Consider the following 20,929-nt stretch of genomic DNA (forward strand, 5'->3'; position numbering starts at 1 on the left):
TTCCCCAGGCCGATCTCTGGATCCCGATCACGGTCGGGGCCGCGCTGTTCCAGACCTGGCGCACCGCGTTGCAGCAGAAGCTGCGTGGCGCGCTCTCGGCCGACGGCGCGGCGTTCGTGCGCTTCCTCTATGGCGCGCCTTCTGCGGCGGTGCTGCTGGCGCTCTGGTGCCTCGCCACGTCGAGCCTGCCGCCCCCGCCCCATGGCTGGTTCCTGACGCTCTGCGCCTCCGGCGGCGTGTTCCAGATCCTCGGCACTTCGCTGCTGATCCGCTCCTTCGGCTATCGCAACTTCGCCGTCGGTACGGCCTATTCCAAGACCGAGGCCGTGCAGGGCGCGATCGCGGCCTGGATCATCCTCAGCGAGGCGCTGACGCCGATCGCCTGGCTCGGCATCGCGATCGGCGCCGGCGGCGTGCTGACGCTCTCGCTGCCGAAGGGCGGCATCACCGTGGGGGCGTTCCTGCGTTCCTCCGTGCAGCCGGCCGCGCTGTGCGGGCTCGGCGCCGGCGGCGCCTTCGCGCTCTCGGCCGTGCTGTTCAAGATGGCGAACTTCACCCTCGACGGACCCGATCCGATCCTGCGCGCACTCGCGACGCTGGTGGCGACCAACATCCTGCAGACGCTGATCATGGGCGGGTGGCTGGCGCGAAGGGAGCCCGAGCAGCTGCGTCTCGCCGTCTCGACCTGGCGCAGTTCCGGCCTCGTCGGCGTGCTCTCCGCCTGCGGCTCGGCGTGCTGGTTCTCCGCCTTCGCGCTCGCTCCGGTGGCACTGGTCCGGGCGCTCGGCCAGGTCGAGATGGTGTTCACCCTCGCCTTCAGCCGGCTCTATCTGCGCGAGGTGGTGCGGCGCGAGGACGTGATCGGTCTCGTGCTCGTGGTGATCGGCGTCGTGCTGATCCTGATCGGCCGCTAGCGCTGCCGAACCGGATAGGCGGAGGAGAAGATCGCCTCCACGGGCGGGTGACCGAGGGTGCGCTCCGGATACTGGGCCTTCAGCCCGTCGAACTGCGCCTGGGCACGCGCGGCGAACGCGGTCCAGTCCACGCCCGGAATGTGCCCGTCCTGCATCGAGGCACGGCCGGCGACGATCACGCTCCGCGCATCCGTGCCGCGCCCGGCGAGCATGAGGGTCTGGATCGGATCGATCACCTGGCCGAGATGCGGCGCGGTCAGGTCGAACACGACGATGTCGGCCATCGCGCCGGGGGCGAGCCGGCCGAGATCGCGCCGCCCCAGCGCCTCGGCCCCCCGAGCGTGGCCGCGTCGTAGGTGTCCTCCGACCGGCAGGCCTGGGCATCGCCATCGACGACGCGGCAGAGCAGCAGTCCGACCTGCATGTTCAGCAGCATGTCCGGCGGCCAGGTGTCGGTGCCCATGCCGAGCCGCAGCCCCATGGCGCGGTAGCGAGCGAAGCTCTCGATCGCCGCACCGTGGCGCGCCGAGACGAGCGGGCAGTGCACGATCGTGCTGCCGGCGTCGCGGATGATCTCGAGATCCCGCCCGGGCCGGGCGATGCGCGAGGACCCCGCGACATGCGTGCCGTGGGGCAGCAGCGTGCGCGGCCCGAGCGCATCGAGGCCCGCCAGGAACTCGATCGGGCTCATGCCGCGCAGCTTCAGCACCAGCTCGTACTCGATCGCAGACTGGCAGCAATGCTGGCGCAGCGGCACGCCGAGGTCGCGCGCGGCCGCAGCCCCGCGGCGCACCAGTTCGGGCGTGCAGGTCTCGATCCGGTCCGGGGCGAGCATCGTGCGCACGAGGCCCCCTGCCCGCCCCTCGAACGCCTCGCAGAACCGGATCGCCTCGGCGAGATTGGCAAGCCCGCGTTCCTCGTCGAAGAACGTCGCGATCGTGCCGTCCGCCTCCACCACCTGGTTGCCGGTGCGATAGGCGGGGCCGAGATAGACGCGCAGGTTCAATTCCTCGGCGATCGCGGCGGCGGCGGCGAACTCCTCGGTCGTCTCGCCCCAGGCGCGATAGAACAGCGAGGCGATCGGCAGCGCGGTGGTGATGCCGTTGCGCAGGAGGTGGGCGAAGGCATACCGCTTCTGGAACGCGAGCGCGTCAGGCGCATACATCTCGCGAGGGCCAGCCTCGAGGTAGTCGCGCGGCCAGACGCGGCCCTTCTTCCAGCCGGGCTGGTTGTCGAAGGCGAGGATCGTCGTGTCGAGATCGGACAGCGCATCGAGATCGACGAAGCCGGGCCCGATCAGCGCCGCGCCGTAGTCGATCCGTCGGGCGACCGGTCCGGGGTAGTCGTGGCCGACGAAGATGATCCGCTCGCCCTCGAACACGACCTCGCCGCGCTCGAACAGCACGTGGCGGCCGTTCTCGTGGCCGACGACCCAGCGCGCGGTGAGCAGGGTCGGGCCGTCGAGACGGCCCCAGGGCAGGGTGCTCACGCGGGGCCGTCGAACAGCGCCAGCACGGCGGCGCGCGACACCTCCTCGACGCGCGGCGGCTGCCATTTCGGATCGCGCGTCTTGTCCACCACCTGCGCGCGCACGCCTTCGGCGAAGTCGGGGTGCCGGATCACGCCGCGCGTCAGTCGGAGCTCCATCGCCAGGCACTCGGGCAGGCTCATGGTGGCACCACGCTTGAGGAGCTCGGCGGTCACGCACAGGCTGGTCGGCGACATCTGGCGCAGCGTCTCCAGCGTGCGCGTCGCCCAGGCCGTGCCCTCGGCCGCGAGCGCGCGCAGGATCTCGGCCACATCGTCGGCGGCAAAGCAGCGGTCGATCGCCGCGCGGTCGCGCGCGAGCAGGCTCTCGGGCGGGGTGTGCGCATGTGCGGCCAGCGCGGCCACGCCCTCGCGCGCAAGCGCCGCCTTCAGCGCCTCCAGCGAGGCGCGCGGCACGTAGTGCGTCGCAAGCCCGGTGTAGATCGCGTCGCCTGCCGACACCCGCGCCCCCGTCAGCGCGAGATAGAGCCCGAGCCGGCCGGGCAGGCGCGGCAGGAAATAGCTGCCGCCGACATCTGGGAACAGGGCGATCGCCGTCTCCGGCATCGCCATCACCGCATGCTCGGTGACCACGCGATGGCTGCCATGGATCGACAGCCCCATGCCGCCGCCCATCGACAGCCCGTCGATCAGGGCGACATAAGGCTTGGGATATTCCGCGATCATGCGGTTCACGCGGTACTCGGACGAGAAGAATGCCTCCGACGCGGCCGCATCGCCGCGCAGCACGTTGTCGCGGATCAGCCGAACATTGCCGCCGGCGCAGAAGGCACGCCCGCCGGCCCCCTCGATCGTGACCAGCCGGACGCCCGGATCGTCGCGCCAGGCGCTGAGCGCCGCATCGAGTGCGGCGATCATCTCCGGGTCGAGCACGTTCAGCACACGCGGTTTGTTGAGCACGAGCCGGCCGACGCCGTGCAGAACCTCGGTCAGCACAGTGGGCTCGGTCGTGGTGTCGCTCATCCTCGGCTCCCTGGGCTCGGCGGCACTTGGCTAGCAGCGCGTGCCACCCCGGGCAACCGAGGCTTAGAGCGGTTTCCACATGAGTGGAAACCGCTCTGGTCATTCCCTGCGAGCATCTTCACGCACACGGCTGAGTCCAGCCGTGTGCGATCTGCTCTGGCGCCGGCGCAGACCCTGGATGAGTTCGGCCGCGAGTCCGGCAAGCGGGATCAGTCCCGCGGGCGCGGCGAGCGTCGGGCCGAGCGCCGCGAGCGCGACGTCGCGCGCCCGTTCGGCCGCCTCGGCCGCCGGGTCACGCCGCCGGGCGACCAGCACGAGCACCGCCGCCAGGGCGAGATCGGCGCTCGCCAGGGCCAAGGGCGCGCCGACCGGCCCCAGCACCGGCAGCAGGGCGAGCCATCCCGCGACGTGCAGCAGCGCGAGCGCGAACAGCGCGAGCGCGGCCGCGATCGCCCCCAGCACGACGCGACGGCCGGTCGCGCAGGTGCGCGCCCGGATCGCCGCGGCCTGGGCCTCGATCGCGAGCCCGGCGAGGCGCAGGGCAGGCGGCATCAGCGCGACACGACCCGCCCGATGAACCAGCCGATCGCGGCCGCCATCGCGAGGCTGGTCAGCGGCCGTGCCCGCACCTCCTCGGCCAGTCCGGCGGTCGCGAACTCGGCCCGGTCGCGCGCGGCGGCGGCCGCGGCGGCGCCGGACTCCTGCGCCTGCCGGGCCGCCGTCGAGGCGGCGGCGACGCCAGTCTCCAGCAGTTGCGCGACCTGCGCCTGCAGGGTCTCGATCTGCTCCTCCAGCGTGGGCTGCGGGGCGGCTTTGCTGGCCATCGGGGTGCTCCTTCGCCGTGTCACCACCCATATCTGACGCGCCCGGGGCGCCGGGGTTCCCTTCCCGGCGGGTACACTAGATGTGGTGTGCGGGCCACAGTGCCCCCCAATATGCAGATGATCCTATGGCAAATTCCCGCGTCGCGTTGGTAGCCTTCCGACTCCGCGTGTCCCCGCCGCCGAGGTTCCGTCCATGACCGTGATGCCGCTGCCGCCCGTTTCCTCGACCCAGCCGCTGCTGCCCTGGGGTGAGACGCAGGCGCGCACCTATGCCCCGGGCATGGGCCAGGCGGTGGCCGACCGCACCATCAACCGCCGGATCGTCCGCCGCCTGCCGATCCCGAAGCGCGTGCCGTTCGAGGTGCCGCGCGACGACTCGACGGCGCTGGAGCGCCAGCTCGCCGCCTGGGCGCGCCGCAACGGCTGGGCCTATGAGGGCCACTTCTTCGTCGAACACGGCGACGACAAGCGCGTCTCGGGCTGGATCGAGGCGATCGGGCGGATCGAGACGGAGTCCTGGGCTGATGTGGCCGAGCGCGTCGCCCTCGGCAACAGCCTGCTCGAGCCCCGTGCCGAGTGGCGCGAGGCGGAGCGGACGACGCTGCGCCACCATCTGCGCCAGGCCTCCCTGCTGATGAGCGGCCGACACCTCCAGCATGGCGATGCCTCGCAGCCCTCGCGCAACATGGAGGTGTTCACCAACTGCGCGACCGCGGCGACGAGCTTCCTCTGCTACCTGCTGCTGCTGAACGGTTCGGGCGTGGGCCGCGCCTATGACGACGCGATGATGGCGGTCGATTGGGCGCGCGACATGCCGATTGTCGTGCCGGTGATCGACTGGAGCCATGCGGATGTGCAGGCCGGCCACATCACCGGCTTCCTGACGCGCCGCGACGCCGAGCACATGTATGCCACGCACGGGCGCATCCTCGTGCACGAGGTCGCCGACTCGCGCGAGGGCTGGGCCAAGGCCGTCGAGGTGATCGAGCGGCTGGCGTTCGAGCGTCGCGGCGAGGACGTGGTGCTGCTCGACTTCACCGGCGTGCGGCCCAAGGGCGCGCCGATCATGGGCATGCAGGGCCGCCCGGCCTCGGGGCCCGGCCCGTTCATGCACGCGCTCTCGCGCGTGGCGATGGTGCGCGGGTCGGGCATGGAGCCCTGGCGTGCGGCGCTGTTCGTCGATCACTACCTCGCCGAGTGCGTGCTGGTGGGCGGGGCGCGGCGATCGGCGCGGATGAGCACCAAGACCTGGCGCGACCGCTCCGTGCTGGGCTTCATCTCGGTCAAGCGCGGCGGCTTCCTGTGGTCGTCGAACAACTCGATCACGGTGGACGCCGAATTCTGGGCGCATGTGCACCGGTCCGAGCCCGACCCGGCCTGGGACGCGGCCACGCGGGACGAGTGGGCGCACGCGCACGCGGTGTTCGAGGCGGCGGTGAAGGCCGCCTATGACGACCAGACCGGCGAGCCCGGCTTCATCAACCAGGACAAGCTGGTCGCGAACGACGAGGGGCTCGACGCCTATGAGTCAGGCGCGCTGTTCATGGGCAGCGAGAAGTACCAGGCGGATACCGACACCCATCCGCTGCTGCGTGATCTCGTGAAGCGCGCGCGCGCCTCGCGCTACACCCAGATCACCAATCCCTGCGGCGAGATCAGCCTGTTCATGCTGGGCGGCTACTGCGTGATCGCCGACGTGGTGCCCTATCACGCGGCGGATGACGACGACGCCGAGGCCGCGTTCCGCGCCGCCGCCCGCGCGCTGATTCGCGTCAACCTGATGGACTGCCTCTACCGGCCGGAAACGCGGCGCACCAACCGCATCGGCGTGGGCATCACCGGGCTGCACGAATGGGCGCTGAAGCGCTTCGGCCTCGGCTTCCGCGACATGATCGACGAGCGGCGCGCCAAGCCGTTCTGGATGATGCTCGCGCGCTTCAAGCGCGCCGTGCGCGAGGAGGCGGTGCGCTACTCGGCCGCCCTCGGGCTCACCGCGCCGCACACCGACACCACGATCAAGCCGGCCGGCACCACCAGCAAGCTGTTCGGCCTGACCGAGGGCGCGCATCTGCCGTCGATGCGGGAATACCTGCGCTGGGTGCAATTCCGCAACGACGACCCGATGGTGCGCGAATACACCGCCAAGGGCTATCCGGTGCGCAAGCTCACCACCTATCGCGGCACCACGGTGGTGGGGTTCCCGACCAAGCCGGAGATCGTGCGGCTGGCCGACGAGCTCGGCCTGACGGATGCCATCGTCACCGCCGGCGAAGCCACGCCGGAAGAGCAGTACCGCTACCTCCAACTCCTGGAGAAGTACTGGATCCGCGGTGTCGACGAGCAGGGCGAGCCGCTCGTGCCCGACACCGGCAACCAGGTCTCCTACACCCTGAAATACGATCCCAGGACCGTCAGCTTCGAGGCGTTCCGCAAGGCCGTGCTGGAGCTGCAACCGACCGTGCGCGCCTGCGCGGTGATGCCGCAGGCCGACACCACCGCCTACGAATACCAGCCCGAGGAGCCGGTGACGAAGGCGGAGTACGAGCTGATCGCCGCCGCGATCGCCGGCGCGCAGGCGAAGGAGGAGGTCGGACGCGAGCACGTCGATTGCGCCGGCGGCGTCTGCCCGATCGATTTCGGCACCAACGAGGCCAGCCAGAAGGCGGCGTAGCGCTCAGGCCGCCGCCGCATTCGCCGGGACGCGCTGCTGCGTGAGCCGGCGCAGGACATCCGGCACCCGCTCCGCCACGCAGGGCCTGCTGAACAGATAGCCCTGCGCCTCCGCGCATCCTTCCGTGCGCAGGATGTCGAGCACGGTTCGCGCCTCCACGCCCTCCGCGGTCGTGCGCATGCCGAGCGACCGGCCGAGCCCGATGATCGCACGCACGATCGCGCGGCTGTCCGGCTTGCTGTCGAGATCGCGGATTAAGGACTGGTCGATCTTGATCTTGTCGAAGGGAAAGCTGCGCAGGTAGCCGAGGGAGGAGTAGCCGGTGCCGAAATCGTCCATGGCGATGCGCACGCCGAGGCCGCGCAGCCGGTGCAGCAGCGCCCCGGTCGCCGCCTCATCCTCGAGCAGCAGCGATTCGGTGATCTCGATCTCCAGGCGGCTTGCCGGCAGGCCCGAATCGGCAAGCGCCGTCGCCACGGTCGCGACCAGGTTTGGGTCGCGGAACTGGATCGCAGAGACGTTCACCGCGACCCGCACCCCATCGGGCCAGGTCATCGCATCGGTGCAGGCGCGCCGCAGCATCCACGCCCCGATCGGCACGATCAGGCCCATCTCCTCGGCGACCGGGATGAACTCCACCGGCGAGACCATCCCGCGCGACGGGTGGCGCCAGCGCAGCAGGGCCTCGAACCCCGAGACCCGGCCCGACGCGAGTTCGAGGATCGGCTGATAGACGGCTTGCAGCTCACCGCGCTCGATCGCCTGCCTAAGATCGCTCTCCAGCGTCCGGCGCCGCTGCACGGCCGCATCCATCTCCGGCGTGAAGAACCGGATCGCCCCGCGGCGTTCGCGACGGCACTGATCGAGCGCCAGTTGCGCGTGATGCAGCAACTGGTCGTGGCTGGCCCCATCCTCGGGCGCAAGGGCGACACCGATCGAGGCGCCGAGCTCGACCGCCTGCCCGTCGACGACGAAAGGCTTCGCGAGCGCGGCCAGCAGCCGCCGCGCGAGCGCGGATGCGGCCTCGCTCTTGTCGATCCCGACCTGCACCACGGCGAACTCGTCACCGCCGAGCCGCGCCACGGTGTCGCCGTCACGCGCGCAGGCGAGCAGCCGCTCGGCCACCTGGCGCAGCACCTGGTCGCCTGCCGGCTGGCCGACCGCCTCGTTGACGGCACGGAAACCGTCAAGATCCAGGCTGAGCAGCGCCACCCGGGCGCCCGCCGCGCGCTGAGCCAGCGCCTGGTCGACGCGTTCGCGCAGCTGCAGACGGTTCGCCAGCCCTGTCAGGGCGTCATGACGTGCGAGATAGGTGATCTGCGCCTCGGCCCGCCGGCGCTCGGTGATGTCCTGGTAGGTCACCACCCAGTGTCCGCCGGGGATCGGCTCGTGCGAGATCGCGATCACCCGACCGTCAGCGAGGTCCTGGAAGCTGATGCCCGATTCGCGACGCGCGACGAAGCCGAGACGCTCCGCGATCAGCGTCTTGGCGACGGTGGGGTTGTGGTTGCCGGCGGCGATGCTGCGCGCCAACAGTTCGGGGAAGGTGATGCCCGGGCGCACCACGGCCGGGTCGAGCCGATAGATCTCGTAGAAGCGGCGATTCGCGATCAGCAGCCGGTGCTCCGAATCGTAGAGGCAGAGCCCCTGCGACATGTTGTTCAGAGCGGCATCCAGGCGGGCGTTGGTCCGTTCAAGCGCCGCCTCGCGGCGCTTCTGCGCGGTGATGTCCGAGACCGTCAACACGGACCCGCCATCCGCGGTCGGCTTGCGCGTGATCCGGACCCACACCCCGCCCGGGTCGGCGACCTCGGTCTCCTGGGCTTCGGGCGCGAGGCCGGCGGCGAGCGCGAACCGCTCGACCGGCGTGCCGGGGGCGAGCAGCCCGGCGGCGGTCGGCAGCAGCTCCGGCACCCGGCGGCTTGCATGGACGATCCGACCATCGCGGCCGATCAGCACGAGACCGTCGGCCGCCTGGTCGAGTGACGCGAGCAGCCGCGACGCCTCGGCAGCCTCCGGCCCCGCCGCGTGGGCCAGCGCGGCGCGCAGCCCGTGCCGCAGGCGCGCCGCTGCCCGGATGAGCCCGCCGGTGAGGGCCCGCTCCCAGCGCCGACGCGGTAGCGCGGCGTGCGGAGACAGGGGACTGCCGCTCGACATGGCGCAATCTTTCGGCGCGACGGCTTAACGGCCCGATAACGCCACTGCTGACGGTCGGTTTCGCGGCCTGCGGCGCGCGCCGCTGCGGCGAACCGTCGCGCAGGCCCCGCTTGCCCGGCGGGCGCGCGGCTGGCAGCGTGCCGCGCCCATGTCCGCCCCGATCGTCCGCTTCCTCGGCGTCGAGAAGTCCTATGACGGCGTCACCCCGGTGGTGCGCCATCTCGATCTCGACATCGCCCGCGGCGAGTTCCTGACCCTGCTCGGCCCATCTGGCTCGGGCAAGACGACGACGCTGATGATGCTCGCCGGGTTCGAGGTTCCGACCGCCGGGCGGATCGAGGTGGAGGGTCGCGATGTCAGCCGGCTGCCGCCGCACCGGCGCGGCATCGGCGTGGTGTTCCAGTCCTATGCGCTGTTCCCGCACATGTCGGTGGCCGAGAATGTCGGCTTCCCGCTCGAGGTGCGCGGCATGGCCCGCGCCGAGCGGTCGGCGCGGGTGGCCCGCGCGCTGGAGATGGTGCGGCTCGGCGGTTTCGGCGAACGCCGCCCCGCACAGCTCTCGGGCGGACAGCAGCAGCGCGTGGCGCTGGCCCGCGCGCTGGTGTTCGAGCCCTCGCTGGTGCTGATGGACGAGCCGCTCGGCGCGCTCGACAAGCAGCTCCGCGCCGAGATGCAGCTGGAGATCCGCCACCTCCATGAGCAGCTCGGCGTCACGGTGGTCTATGTCACGCACGACCAGGAGGAGGCGCTGACGCTGTCGGACCGGATCGCCGTTTTCCACCACGGCGCGGTGCAGCAGCTCGATGCGCCAGCCCAGCTCTACGAGCGTCCCGCCAACGCCTTCGTCGCCCGCTTCATCGGCGAGAACAACCGTCTCGCCGGCACCGTGAGCGAGATCGACAGCGAGGACGGGATGGTCAAGGTCGCGCTCGCGGGCGGGCGCAGCCTGTGGGCGATGCGCGGCGATTGCGGCACGGCCGGCGCGCGCGCGGTCGTGTCGGTGCGGCCGGAGCGGATCGCGCTCGCACCCGGCCCGGCCGCCGACCTCTCGGAGGACGCGATCCCCGCGCGCGTGGTTGAGACGATCTATCTCGGCGACCACGTGCGGGTGAGGCTCGCGCTCGAAGGCGGGGCGGAGGTGATGGCGAAGCGGCCGATCGCGGCCGCCGACCCGCGCCTGGTCGCCGGCGCGGAAGCGGCCGTGGCCTGGCAGCCCGAGCACGCGATCGCCTTTGCGCCCGAGCCCGGCGATTGAGCCGCGGCGGCTTCCGCCGCTAGAGTCCGCGCCGCCGGACCTGTCGGATCGGGGAGAGACACGTCATGAGACCGCTGATGCTTGCCGCCGCGCTGGCCGCGGCCGTCGTCGCCGCGCCGGCCGAGGCGCGCGACCTGACCATCGTCTCCTGGGGCGGGGCGTATCAGGACGCGCAGCGCGCCGTGTATTTCCAGCCCTTCATGCAGGCGCGCGGCATTCGCCTGCTGGAGGAGACCTGGGACGGCGGTATCGGCGTGCTGCGTGCCAAGATGCAGTCCGGCGCCAACAACTGGGACGTGGTGCAGGTCGAGAGCGAGGAACTGCTGGTCGGCTGCGAGGAGGGGCTGTTCGAACGGATCGACTGGGCCCGCGTCGGCGGCCGCGAGGCGTACCGGCCGGATGCCGTGCATGAATGCGGCGTGGGCGCGATCTACTACTCCTTCATCCTCGCCTATGACCGCGCGCGCATCACCGGCGAGGGGCCGAGATCCTGGGCCGATTTCTGGGACGTGCAGCGCTTCCCCGGCAAGCGCGCGCTGCGGCGCGGGCCGAAGACCAACCTGGAAATCGCGCTGCTGGCCGACGGCGTGCCGGCGAACCAGGTCTATGCGGCGCTGCGTACCGAGGCCGGGGTCGAGCGCGCCTTCACCAAGCTCGACCAGCTCCGCCCTCATCTCGTGTGGTGGACCGCCGGCGCGCAGCCGCCGCAACTCCTCGCCGCCGGCGAGGTGGCGATGGCGAGCGCCTATAACGGCCGCATCTCGGCGGCGAACAAGAATGACGGGCGGAACTTCGCGATCGTCTGGACCAACAACCTCTACACGATCGATTCCTGGGTGATCATGAAGGGCTCGCCCAACCTCGCCTCGGCCTATGCCTTCATCGCCTTCGCCGGCCAGCCGCAGGCCCAGGCGCAGCTGCCCCCGCGCATCCCCTACGGCGTGCCCGCCGTCGGCGCCGACGCGCTGATCCCGGCCGAGGTGAAGCCCGACCTGCCGACCACGGCGGCCAATATCGCGACCGCGATCCAGATCGACGACGCGTATTGGCTCGAGAACATCGACCGGCTGACCCAGCGCTTCAACGCCTGGGCGGCCCGCTGACCACGCGACGCGGCGGCTGATGGCGGACGCCGCCGCGGGTCTCGCACGCCGGGTCCGCCGGGCCGGGCTGCGCCGGCGCGCGGCAGCCGTACTGCTGGTCGCGCCGCTCCTGCTGTTCCTGCTGATCGGCTTCGCCGCGCCGATCGCCGCCCTGCTCGCGCGCGGGGTGCAGGATACCGAGGTGCCGCGCGTGCTGCCGCGCGTCACCGCCGCGCTGGCCGACTGGGACGGCCAGGGCCTGCCCGGCCCCGATGCCTTCGCCGCCCTCGCCGAGGACATGCGCGAGGCCCGTGCCGCCGGCACGCTCGCCCAGGCCGCGACCCGGCTGAACTACGACATCAACGGCTTCCGCACGCTGATGTTCGCGACCGCGCGTCGGCTGCCGGGACCGGGCGAGGACGCCCAGGCCGCGCTGCTCGCCGCCGACCCGGCCTGGGGCGAGCGCGCGACCTGGGCCGCCATTCGCCGCGCGGGCGGCCCGGTGACCGACTTCTACCTGCTCGCCGCGATCGACCTGAAACGCGATGAAGCCGGACGGATCGTCGCCGCGCCGGCGGAGCAGGCGATCTTCCGCGACGTGCTCGTGCGCACCCTCGGCATCAGCCTTCTGGTGACGCTGCTCTGTCTGGTCGCGGGCTACCCGGTCGCGGCGCTGCTCGCGAGCCTGCCCACGCGCCAGGCGGCCGTGCTGCTCGCCTTCGTGCTGCTGCCGTTCTGGACCTCGCTGCTCGTGCGCACGGCCGCCTGGGTGGTGCTGCTCCAGCGCGAGGGCGTGGTGAACACCGCGCTGCTCGGCCTCGGGCTGATCGAGGCGCCGGTGCAGATGATCTTCACGCGCTTCGCCGTCGTGCTGGCGATGGCGCATATCCTGCTGCCGTTCATGATCCTGCCGCTCTATGCGGTGCTGCGCGCGATCCCGCCGGGGCTCGGCCGCGCGGCGGCCTCGCTCGGCGCGCCGCCGTGGCGGGTGTTCCTGCGCGTCACCTGGCCGCTCAGCCTGCCCGGGGTCGCGGCGGGATCGCTGATGGTGTTCATCCAGGCGCTCGGCTACTACATCACGCCCGCGCTGCTCGGCGGCGCGTCCGACCAGATGATCTCCTGGTTCATCGCCTTCTATGCCTCGCGCACGGTGAACTGGGGCATGGCGGCGGCCCTCTCGGCGCTGCTGCTGGTCGCCACCGCGGCGCTGTTCGCGGTCTATGCGCGACTCGCGGGCGAGGCGCGGGTGCGCGTGGCATGAGCGCACGCACCCCTGCCGGGCGGCTGGGACGGGCCGCGCTCTGGGCGGTCACGCTCGCGGTGCTGCTGTTCCTGGTCGCGCCGATCGCCGCGATTGTGCCGCTCTCGTTCTCGGCCGGATCGTTCCTGCACTACCCCCTGCCCGGGCTGTCGCTGCGCTGGTACCGCGAATTCTTCGAGAGCGCGTTCTGGTTCGATTCGGTCATCAACAGCCTGATCATCGGCGCGGGCGCGACCGCGCTCGCAACGACACTGGGCACGCTCGCCGCCCTCGGTCTGTGGCTCGCGCGCTTCCCGGGACGCGGCCTGGTGCTCGCGGTGCTGATCGCGCCGATGGTCGTGCCCTCGGTCGTGGTCGCGGTCGGGCTGCTATTCGCCTATGCGCCGGTCGGGCTCGCCAACACCTATGCCGGCATGATCCTCGCGCACACGGCGCTCGCCTCGCCCTTCGTCGTGGTGACGGTCTCGGCCACGCTCGCCGGCTTCGACCGCACCCTCCTGCGCGCCGCCGCCGCCTCGGGCGCCGGGCCGGCGCGCGCCTTCCGCCGCATCGTCCTGCCGCTGATCGCGCCCGGCGTGACGGCCGGGGCGCTGTTCGCCTTCGCGATCTCGCTCGATGAGGTCGTGGTGGCGCTGTTCCTCGCCGGCCCCGGCCAGCGCACGCTGCCGCGGCAGATGTTCGCGGGACTGAACGAGCATCTGAGCCTCGCGATCGCCGCCGCCGCGACCCTGCTGATCGCGCTTTCGATCCTGCTGATGGCGACCGTCTGGTGGCTGCGCAGCCGCTCGGATCGGCTGGCCGGCGCTGCCGATCGCGTATAGTGCCGCGCATGGAACCGGGCACGGACGCGCCGGCGACGCTGACCCGACGCGACGGTGCGCTCGTGCTGTCCGGCCGGCTCGACGCGCACGCCGTCGCCGCGCTCTGGCGCGAGGCGCTGGCAGCGGTCACGCCGGGAGCGACGCTGTCGATCGACCTCGCCGGCTGCTCCTATTGCGACGTCTCGGGCTCGGCGTTGCTGCTGGCGCTCGAGGACAAGGCGGGATCGCGCGCCACCCTGACCGGAGCCTCGCCGCAGGTCGCGCGCGTGATCGATCGCGCGCACGAGGCCTACCGCACGAGCCCGCCGCCGGCGCCACCCACCGCACCGAGCCTGCCGGTGGCGGTGGGCGAGGCCGTGGTGGGCAAGATCGAGGATCTCGGCGAGCGCATCGCCATCCTCGGCCGCACCGCCACCTCGGCAGCGCTCACGGCGCTCAACCCGCGCTCCCTGCGCTGGCCCGACACGTGGCACCAGGCCGAGGAGGTGGGCAGCCGGGCGCTCCCGCTGATCTGCATGATCGGCTTCCTGTTCGGGCTGATCCTCGCCTTCCAGTCGGCCGTGCCGCTGCGTCAGTTCGGCGCCGACATCTTCGTCGCCAACCTCGTCGCGGTCTCGGTGTTCCGCGAGCTCGGACCACTGCTCTCGGCGGTGATCCTGGCCGCCCGCTCGGGGAGCGCCTTCGCCGCCGAGATCGGCACGATGAAGGTGAACGAGGAGATCGACGCGCTGAACACGATGGGCCTCGATCCGTTCCGCTTCCTCGTGATGCCGCGGCTGATCGCCGCGGTCGCGATGATGCCGGTGCTGATCATCGCGATGAACCTCTCGGCAGTCGCTGGGATGGCGACCGTGATGATGTCGCTCGGCTTTCCCTGGGCGGCGATTTCCGCTCAGGTGGTCAACTGGACCGGCCCGTCGGACGTGCTCGGCGGACTCGCCAAGGGCCTCGTCTTCGGTGCCGTCGTCGCCGGCATCGGCTGCTCGCGCGGCATGAGCACCGGTGTCGGGCCGCGCGCGGTCGGCCAGTCGGCGACCGCGGCGGTGGTCGGCGGGATCGTCGCGATCATCGTGCTCGACGGCATCTTCGCCGTCCTGTTCTACCTGATGGGATGGTGACCGCGCCCGCGCCAGCCACCACGCCCGACGCGAACGGGATCGCCGCGTCGCTGCGTGGCGTCGCCATGCGCTTCGGCGCCAACACCGTGTTCCAGGACGTGAGCTTCGATGTCTGGCGCGGTGAGGTCTTCGTGATCCTCGGCGGCTCCGGCTGCGGCAAATCGACGCTGCTGAAGCTGATGATCGGACTGCGCCCGCCGAGCGAAGGCACGATCACGATCCTGGGCGAGGACATCGTTGCGGTACGCGGCGAGGCACGGCGGCGGCTCAAGCAGCGCTTCGGCGTGATGTTCCAGTCCGGCGCGCTGTTCGGCTCCATGACCGTGCTCGAGAACGTCGCCCTGCCGATGGCGAGCTTCACGACCCTGCCGCCCGAGGCGATCGAGCGGATCGCGCGCACCAAGCTCGGCCTCGTCGGCCTGGCCGATGCAGCCCTGAGGATGCCCTCGCAGCTCTCTGGCGGGATGATCAAGCGGGCGGCGATCGCGCGCGCGATCGCGCTCGACCCCCCGCTCGTCTTCCTCGACGAGCCCTCGGCCGGGCTCGATCCGATCACCTCGGCAGGGCTGGACAGCCTGATCGTCTCGCTCGCGCGCGACCTCGGCATCACCTTCGTGGTGGTCACCCACGAGCTTGCGTCGATCCTGACGATTGCGGATCGCGTCATCATGCTGGACAAGGAGGCGAAGGGCGTGATCGCCGAAGGCGATCCACGCCGACTGAAGGAGGAGAGCACGCATCCCGTCGTGCGCGCATTCTTCCACCGGACCGAAACGGCGGCCGGATAGGGCGGGGCGGAATGGAACAGAAGGGGCTGTTCTTCCGGGTGGGCGTCGCGATCCTGGGCGGGTTCGCGGGGCTGCTCGCGCTGCTCGTCTGGATCGGTTCGGATACGTTCCGGCGCGGTGGCATCCTGATGGAGACCTATTTCGGCGAGACGGTGCAGGGGCTGGAGGTCGGCGCGCAGGTGAAGTTCCGCGGCGTCACCGTGGGCAGCGTGCGGCAGATCTCGGTCGCCGCCGCCGAGTATCCGCAATCGGTCGGCGAGACGCTGGCGACCGACCCGTCGCTCCGTCTCGTCGTCGTGCGCTTCGAGCTGCTGCGCGAGCGTGTCGCCGAAACCGATGCGCGCGGCTTCAGACAGATGGTGGATGCGGGGCTCAGGGTCCGCATGGCGAGCCAGGGCATCACCGGGATCGTCTATCTGGAGGCGGATTTCGTCGATCCCGCGCGCTTTCCCGTCTTCGTTCCGCCCTGGGAGCCCCGCTCCCCCTATCTCCCCTCCGTGCCTTCGACGCTGACGCAGATCCAGACCGCGGCGGAACGCCTGATCGCGCGGCTGGACGAGGTCGATTTCGGCGGACTGATCCTGCGCCTGGATGCGCTCGTGCAGACGCTGACGGAGAGCGTCGCCGCCGGCGAGGGATACCGCCTGCTGGTCGAGGCGGCGGATGCCGTCGCGGTGCTGCGCAGCACGACCGAACGGGTCGCCCCGGCGATCGAGACCACCATGCGCGAGGCGAGTGTGGCGGCCACCGCGCTGCGCGCGCTGATGGAGGGGCGTGAGATGCGTGCGATCATGTCGAACACGGCGACGGCCACGGCGGAGCTCCGCTCCGCGCTGGCACGGCTGCCGGCCATGGCCGCCTCGATCGATCAGGCGGTACGGCGGATCGACACGCTGATCGCCGAGACCGACCGCGACTTCGGCCCGACGCTGCGCGACCTGCGCGTCACGGCCGACAATCTGCGCGAGATCACCGAACAGATGCGCCGCTACCCGAGCCAGTTCCTCTTCGGCCAGCCGCCACCGGGAGCCCCGGCGCCGGCGCCCGCGGGAGCCGCTCGGTGAGGCGGCGCGCACTGCTCGCGGCGGTGCCGCTCGCCGCCTGCGCGAACCCCCTGTCGCGGCCCTATCCGGAGAAGCGGCTCTACGTGCTGGAGGCGCGCCGGACGGGCGCGCTGCCCGCGCCGGCGCACGGCCGGACACTGGTGGTGCGCAGTGTCACGGCCGCGCCCGGCATGGAGGGGCGCGGACTGGTCACGCGCCTGCCCGGCAACGTGCAGCAGAGCGACTTCTGGAACGAATTCTTCGTCGCCCCCGCGGCGATGGTGCACGACTCGCTGCGGCATTGGCTCTCGGCCTCCGGGCTGTTCGCCGCCGTGCTCGATCAGGGCAGTGCGGGCCGGGCCGATCTCGCGCTCGAGACGATGCTGGTTGCGGCGCTCGGTGACGGGAGCGACCCGGCCGCGCCGGTCGCGCGGGTGCATCTGCAGATGCTGCTGCTCGGGCTCGACCGCACGCCGCCGCGCATCATCGCCCGCGGCGACTACGACCGGCGTGTCACGCTGCCCTCGCTCGCGCCCGAGGTGGTCGTGCCGGGGTTGTCACAGGCCCTCGCCCTTGCGCTCGCCGACCTCGAAGCGGACCTCCGACGCTTGGCCTCGATCTGATCCGGGCGAACCCAGGCGAGACGCTTGGACGGCCGCGCGGGATGGCGCGGCGCCTCTTTCCGGACCACCATCCGCAAGCGTCAGGGCAGGAGACGGTAGGATGCGTGAACCGGGCTGGTTCTTGCTCGGGTTCGTGGTCGGCGCGGTCGCCGGCTGGGCGGCGGTGATCGCGGCCTATGCGGCCTATGTCGAGGTCTTCAACGTGTTCGATCGTGACGGTGGTGGCGCGATGGCGGCGGCCTTCGCGATCGGCCCCATGGTCGGGCTGATCACGGGACTCGTCACCGGCGTGCAGGTCGCGCTCCGGCGGAGGCGGCGCGCCGCCGCGACGCTGGCCCGCGGCGATCCGCTGCGTGTTCGGCGCGGTGCTGGGGTTCCCCGGCGGATTCGCCGTTGCGGTGATGGTGATGCGCGCCGTCGTGCCGACACTCTAACTGCCGGAGAACGCGTCGGCCCAGCTGCACCTGCTGCCTGTGGCGATCGCGCTCGCGACCGCGATTCTCGGCGGCTGGCGCGGGCTGCGCACTCGCGCCACCTGACCCGCTACTTGTAGGCGACCGCCGCGCTTGCGGGCCCGCCGAGCGGGATCACCTCGACATGCCTGAACCCCGCCTCGCGGCACCAGGCAGCGTAGTCGGCGCCGGTGAAGTCGAAGGCGTCGCCGAACTCGATCAGCATGTTGAGCGACATCAGCAGGCCGAAGACGTTCCGCCGGCGGTCATCATCGATGATGTTCTCGATCGCGACCAGCGCGCCGCCCTCGGGCAGCGCGCGATAAGCCTTGGCGATCAGCATCTTCTTATGCGCGAGGTCCCAATCGTGCAGGATCATCCCCATGGTGATCACGTCGGCTTGGGGGAGCTCGTCGGTCAGGAAGTCGACCACCTCGGCTGTCACGCGATCCGCGAGCCCGCGCGCAGCGATGCGGCGCTCGGCGATCGGGCGCACCACCGGCAGGTCGCAGGAGCGCGCGGTGATGTGCGGATGGTGCGCGGCGACGATCGAGGAGAGCAGTCCGTTGGCACCGCCGATGTCCACCAGCGTCCGGTACGGGGAGAAGTCGAAGCGCTCGGCGAAGGCGATGAAGTTGCCGCGCGAGATGCCCTCCATCGCGGCCATGAACTGTTCGAGCCGCGCGGGATCGGCGTAAAGCTCGTCGAACATCGGCCGCCCGGAATGCTTGATCTCGTTCTGCGGCCGGCCCGTCTTCAACGCCTCCGTCAGATCGCCCCAGAAGCGATAGAGACGCGCGTTCGCCATCTCCAGGATGCCGCCGACATAGCCCGGGCTGTTGCGATCAAGGTACAGCGCGGTCGCCTCGGTGTTGCCGTAGCGCGCCGCCTCGCCCGCACCGTCGCGCGCGAGCATGCCGAGCGACACCAGCGTGTCGAGGAAGTCGAAGGTGGCGCGCGGGGCGAGGCCGAGCGCCGCCTCAAGGTCGCGCCCGGTCCGAGGCCCCTGCCCGAGCACGGTGAATACACCGAGTTCCACCGCGCTCAGCAGCGCCTTCGAACCCCAGAACGCCATGCCGAGTTCGAGGATCGGCGCGGGCGAGGGCGGCGTGGTCACGTGGGGGAGCTGGGTCCGGATGGTCTGCTGGACGGTCATGGCGGTCTCCTCTGCGGATGGCGCGGAGCCTGCCGCGCGCCGCTTGCCGCGGCCATCGCCGAATCTTTCCGGTTCTTTCCCGCGCTTGCCGGATCGGCCCCGGCGCAGGAGGCTCGGGCGCGACAGAGGAGGAACCGGATGCTGACCGTGGCACTGGGCGAGGCGACCTACCGGGTGGTGCGGCCCTGGGGCGAGGTGCCGGTGGGCCAGGGCGTGCCCTCGGACGTGGCGGTGGCGCCGGACGGACGCGTGCTGGTGCTGCTGCGGCGCGATCCCACGATCGATCCCGTCTGGCCTTCGGTGATCGTGCTCTCGCCGGAAGGCAGGCGGCTCGCCGCCTGGGGCGAAGAGGTGCTGGATGCGCATTTCCTCGCCGTCGCGCCCGATGGGCGCGTGTTCGTGGTGGACCGCGACATGCACGAGATCGTGGTGTTCGCCATGGACGGTCGGCGCATCGGCGGGCTCGGCACGCGCGGCGTGCCCGGCGCACCGTTCAACGCGCCCTGCGACGTGGCCTTCGGGCCAGACGGTTCGATCTACGTGGCGGACGGCTACGGCAACTCGCTGGTGCACCGGTTCGATGCGGACGGGAAACTGCTCGCGAGCTGGGGACGGCCGGGCGCCGGCCCAGGCGAGTTCACCACCCCGCATAGTGTCGCCGTGCTGCCCGACCGGCGCGTCGCGGTGGCGGACCGCGAGAACAACCGCGTTCAGGTGTTCACCGCCAACGGCGCCTGGCTCGCCTCCTGGGGCGACCACCACAAGCCGATGAGCGTGAGCGTGGACCGCGCGGGGCAGGTCTGGGTCACCGACCAGGTGCCACGGCTCTCGCTGCTCTCGGGCGATGGCGCGCTGCTCGGGCGCTGTCGGCCGGTGCTGAACGGCGCGCACGGCATGGCGCTGGGCGAGGGCGTGGTGCTGCTGTCGGAGCAGAACCCTCCCCGGGTGACGCGGCTCGAACGCCTCGGGTGATCGCGGCTCTGTTCGGTGCGACCGGAAAACGGTATCATGCCCCCATCCCGGTCTCGCCCGGGCAGCGTCGGTCGGGGGCAGGGACGATGAAGCTCACCACCTGGAACATCGCCTGGTTCGACCACAGCTGGGGCGTGCTGGAGGGCCGCTACGAGCCCGGCAAGATGCGCGCGCAGCGGCGGCTGCCCACGCTCGCGAAGGCGCGCCGCCAGGCCGATGCGGTGCGCGACGAGATCGGCCGGATAGCCCCCGACATCCTGTTCCTGTGCGAGGCGCCGGCCGGTGAGGCGGCGATCGCTTCCTGGGTCAGCGCCGAGCTGCCGGCCTACGACGTCGTGCGGCGCGACGGCGGCTCCTACGCCACCAAGGGCGATCAGTGGCAGTGGTTCCTGATCCGCAAGGAGCTGGCCGACCGGCTGCAACCCGCGCTGCTCGACATCACGGTCTGGCGCGACTTCGCCGCGCGCGGCTCGCCCTCGATCCGCCCCGATGGCACCTGGTCGGTCTCGATCCCGCGGCTCCGCACCGTCGGCGGTGTGCCGGACGTGCCTGTGGCCGAGCGCAGCCCGCACAGCTTCTACCGCCACCCGCAGACGCTGCTGCTGACGATCGCCGGGGTGCGGGTGGAGATCATCGGCGCCCATCTCAAGAGCAAGTTCACCAGCTTCACGCCGCGCATGCGCCGCGCCGACGAGAGCTTCGACGACTACGCCAAGGAGCCGAAGATCGCGGCCTGGCTCGCCGATGCCCATGCCGCGCGGGTGAAGCTCAGTTCGGAGGCGCAGAACGTGCGCGCCTATATCGACCACCGCTTCAGCCAGACCGCCGATCCCTCGATCCTGGTGCTGGGCGACCTGAACGACGGCCCCGGCAAGGAGCTGATGGAGCGCGAGTACCTGCTGCATGACCTGATCTCGAACCTGCAAGGCGACGTGTTCTTCGCGCAGCAGTTCCTGAACCACGCGCTGTTCGACCGCCCGCAGCATCTGCGCTGGACGGTGCGGTTCCGCGACGTGATCGACCCCGAGCGCGACCCCAACATCCTGCTCGACCACATCCTGTTCACCCAGGCGCTGGCCGGTGGTGGGACGAGCCCCCTGCGCGTGCACACCGGCGCCGGTCTGGTCGAACATCTCGCGCATGAGGAGACCGAGGCCGCGTTCGGGAAGGACGTGGCGTCGGACCACCGGCCCGTGAGCGTTGTGCTGTCGCTGCGCTGACCGTCGCGCCTCTCGCCGCAGGTTGCAGGCGCGGGTCGTTTCCCACCCGGCGCTTGACCCA

At 71.4% G+C, this 20,929-nt stretch carries 20 protein-coding genes; 13 read left to right on the forward strand and 7 right to left on the reverse strand.

Annotated elements, in window-relative coordinates; translation table 11 throughout:
• The first annotated feature begins 26 nt into the window (after window positions 1-26).
• Window positions 27-914: an EamA family transporter gene (locus tag F563_RS0105545; RefSeq protein WP_342662322.1), complete on the forward strand. Its 888-nt coding sequence runs from the start codon at window positions 27-29 to the stop codon at window positions 912-914.
• Here the strand turns inward: F563_RS0105545 and F563_RS25295 are convergent.
• The 5 genes from F563_RS25295 to F563_RS21675 form a co-directional block, all read right to left on the reverse strand.
• Window positions 911-1,198 carry a hypothetical protein gene (locus F563_RS25295; protein WP_245557101.1) on the reverse strand — a complete coding sequence of 96 codons (288 nt, stop codon included), beginning with the start codon at window positions 1,196-1,198 and terminating at the stop codon, window positions 911-913. The genes F563_RS0105545 and F563_RS25295 overlap by 4 nt on opposite strands.
• Window positions 1,171-2,403 carry a chlorohydrolase family protein gene (locus F563_RS21670; protein WP_211211369.1) on the reverse strand — a complete coding sequence of 411 codons (1,233 nt, stop codon included), beginning with the start codon at window positions 2,401-2,403 and terminating at the stop codon, window positions 1,171-1,173. The genes F563_RS25295 and F563_RS21670 overlap by 28 nt, the downstream gene beginning before the upstream one ends.
• Window positions 2,400-3,425, reverse strand: coding sequence for an enoyl-CoA hydratase/isomerase family protein (locus tag F563_RS0105555; RefSeq protein WP_019013660.1), 1,026 nt, complete (start codon window positions 3,423-3,425; stop codon window positions 2,400-2,402). The genes F563_RS21670 and F563_RS0105555 overlap by 4 nt, the downstream gene beginning before the upstream one ends.
• 99 nt (window positions 3,426-3,524) lie before the next feature.
• The gene (locus F563_RS0105560) at window positions 3,525-3,977 is read right to left on the reverse strand and encodes a hypothetical protein (RefSeq protein ID WP_019013661.1); all 453 of its coding nucleotides are present in this window, start codon (window positions 3,975-3,977) and stop codon (window positions 3,525-3,527) included.
• The gene (locus F563_RS21675) at window positions 3,977-4,249 is read right to left on the reverse strand and encodes a hypothetical protein (protein ID WP_019013662.1); all 273 of its coding nucleotides are present in this window, start codon (window positions 4,247-4,249) and stop codon (window positions 3,977-3,979) included. The genes F563_RS0105560 and F563_RS21675 overlap by 1 nt, the downstream gene beginning before the upstream one ends.
• A gap of 193 nt (window positions 4,250-4,442) precedes the next feature.
• On the opposite strand from F563_RS21675, the gene F563_RS0105570 reads away from it, so the two are divergent.
• Complete coding sequence (locus F563_RS0105570; RefSeq protein ID WP_019013663.1) at window positions 4,443-6,920, forward strand: hypothetical protein; 2,478 nt, start codon at window positions 4,443-4,445, stop codon at window positions 6,918-6,920.
• 3 nt (window positions 6,921-6,923) lie between these two features.
• On the opposite strand, the gene F563_RS0105575 is transcribed toward F563_RS0105570, so the two are convergent.
• Window positions 6,924-9,077: a putative bifunctional diguanylate cyclase/phosphodiesterase gene (locus F563_RS0105575; RefSeq protein WP_019013664.1), complete on the reverse strand. Its 2,154-nt coding sequence runs from the start codon at window positions 9,075-9,077 to the stop codon at window positions 6,924-6,926.
• A 148-nt stretch (window positions 9,078-9,225) separates the two neighbouring features.
• Here F563_RS0105575 and F563_RS0105580 point away from each other — a divergent pair, with 148 nt between their 5' ends.
• The 9 genes from F563_RS0105580 (at window position 9,226) to F563_RS0105620 (ending at window position 17,621) form a co-directional block, all read left to right on the forward strand.
• Window positions 9,226-10,332 (forward strand): ABC transporter ATP-binding protein, encoded by a 1,107-nt coding sequence (locus F563_RS0105580; RefSeq protein ID WP_019013665.1) that lies wholly within the window; start codon window positions 9,226-9,228, stop codon window positions 10,330-10,332.
• Between the two features lie 65 nt (window positions 10,333-10,397).
• Window positions 10,398-11,435, forward strand: a complete 1,038-nt coding sequence (locus tag F563_RS0105585; protein WP_019013666.1) for an ABC transporter substrate-binding protein — start codon at window positions 10,398-10,400, stop codon at window positions 11,433-11,435.
• A gap of 19 nt (window positions 11,436-11,454) precedes the next feature.
• Window positions 11,455-12,675, forward strand: a complete 1,221-nt coding sequence (locus F563_RS0105590) for an ABC transporter permease (protein WP_019013667.1) — start codon at window positions 11,455-11,457, stop codon at window positions 12,673-12,675.
• Window positions 12,672-13,496: an ABC transporter permease gene (locus F563_RS0105595; protein WP_019013668.1), complete on the forward strand. Its 825-nt coding sequence runs from the start codon at window positions 12,672-12,674 to the stop codon at window positions 13,494-13,496. Before F563_RS0105590 ends, F563_RS0105595 begins: the two co-directional genes overlap by 4 nt.
• A gap of 8 nt (window positions 13,497-13,504) precedes the next feature.
• A complete protein-coding gene (locus F563_RS0105600) occupies window positions 13,505-14,614 on the forward strand; it encodes an ABC transporter permease (RefSeq protein ID WP_026299355.1) in 1,110 nt (369 codons plus the stop codon).
• Window positions 14,608-15,402 carry an ABC transporter ATP-binding protein gene (locus F563_RS0105605; RefSeq protein WP_019013670.1) on the forward strand — a complete coding sequence of 265 codons (795 nt, stop codon included), beginning with the start codon at window positions 14,608-14,610 and terminating at the stop codon, window positions 15,400-15,402. Before F563_RS0105600 ends, F563_RS0105605 begins: the two co-directional genes overlap by 7 nt.
• A gap of 11 nt (window positions 15,403-15,413) precedes the next feature.
• A complete protein-coding gene (locus F563_RS0105610; RefSeq protein WP_019013671.1) occupies window positions 15,414-16,466 on the forward strand; it encodes an MlaD family protein in 1,053 nt (350 codons plus the stop codon).
• Window positions 16,463-17,068, forward strand: a complete 606-nt coding sequence (locus F563_RS0105615) for a hypothetical protein (RefSeq protein WP_019013672.1) — start codon at window positions 16,463-16,465, stop codon at window positions 17,066-17,068. The genes F563_RS0105610 and F563_RS0105615 overlap by 4 nt, the downstream gene beginning before the upstream one ends.
• A 100-nt stretch (window positions 17,069-17,168) precedes the next feature.
• Window positions 17,169-17,621, forward strand: coding sequence for a hypothetical protein (locus F563_RS0105620; RefSeq protein WP_019013673.1), 453 nt, complete (start codon window positions 17,169-17,171; stop codon window positions 17,619-17,621).
• Here the strand turns inward: F563_RS0105620 and F563_RS0105625 are convergent.
• Window positions 17,612-18,676 (reverse strand): methyltransferase, encoded by a 1,065-nt coding sequence (locus F563_RS0105625; RefSeq protein ID WP_019013674.1) that lies wholly within the window; start codon window positions 18,674-18,676, stop codon window positions 17,612-17,614. The two genes, F563_RS0105620 and F563_RS0105625, sit on opposite strands and share 10 nt — an antisense overlap.
• Before the next feature lie 138 nt (window positions 18,677-18,814).
• Here F563_RS0105625 and F563_RS0105630 point away from each other — a divergent pair, with 138 nt between their 5' ends.
• Both F563_RS0105630 and F563_RS0105635 read left to right on the forward strand, forming a co-directional pair.
• Window positions 18,815-19,648 (forward strand): peptidyl-alpha-hydroxyglycine alpha-amidating lyase family protein, encoded by an 834-nt coding sequence (locus tag F563_RS0105630; protein WP_019013675.1) that lies wholly within the window; start codon window positions 18,815-18,817, stop codon window positions 19,646-19,648.
• A gap of 86 nt (window positions 19,649-19,734) precedes the next feature.
• The gene (locus F563_RS0105635) at window positions 19,735-20,868 is read left to right on the forward strand and encodes an endonuclease/exonuclease/phosphatase family protein (RefSeq protein WP_019013676.1); all 1,134 of its coding nucleotides are present in this window, start codon (window positions 19,735-19,737) and stop codon (window positions 20,866-20,868) included.
• Window positions 20,869-20,929 lie beyond the last annotated feature (61 nt).

The sequence above is a fragment of the Elioraea tepidiphila DSM 17972 genome (assembly GCF_000378465.1).
Classification (GTDB): domain Bacteria; phylum Pseudomonadota; class Alphaproteobacteria; order Acetobacterales; family Acetobacteraceae; genus Elioraea; species Elioraea tepidiphila.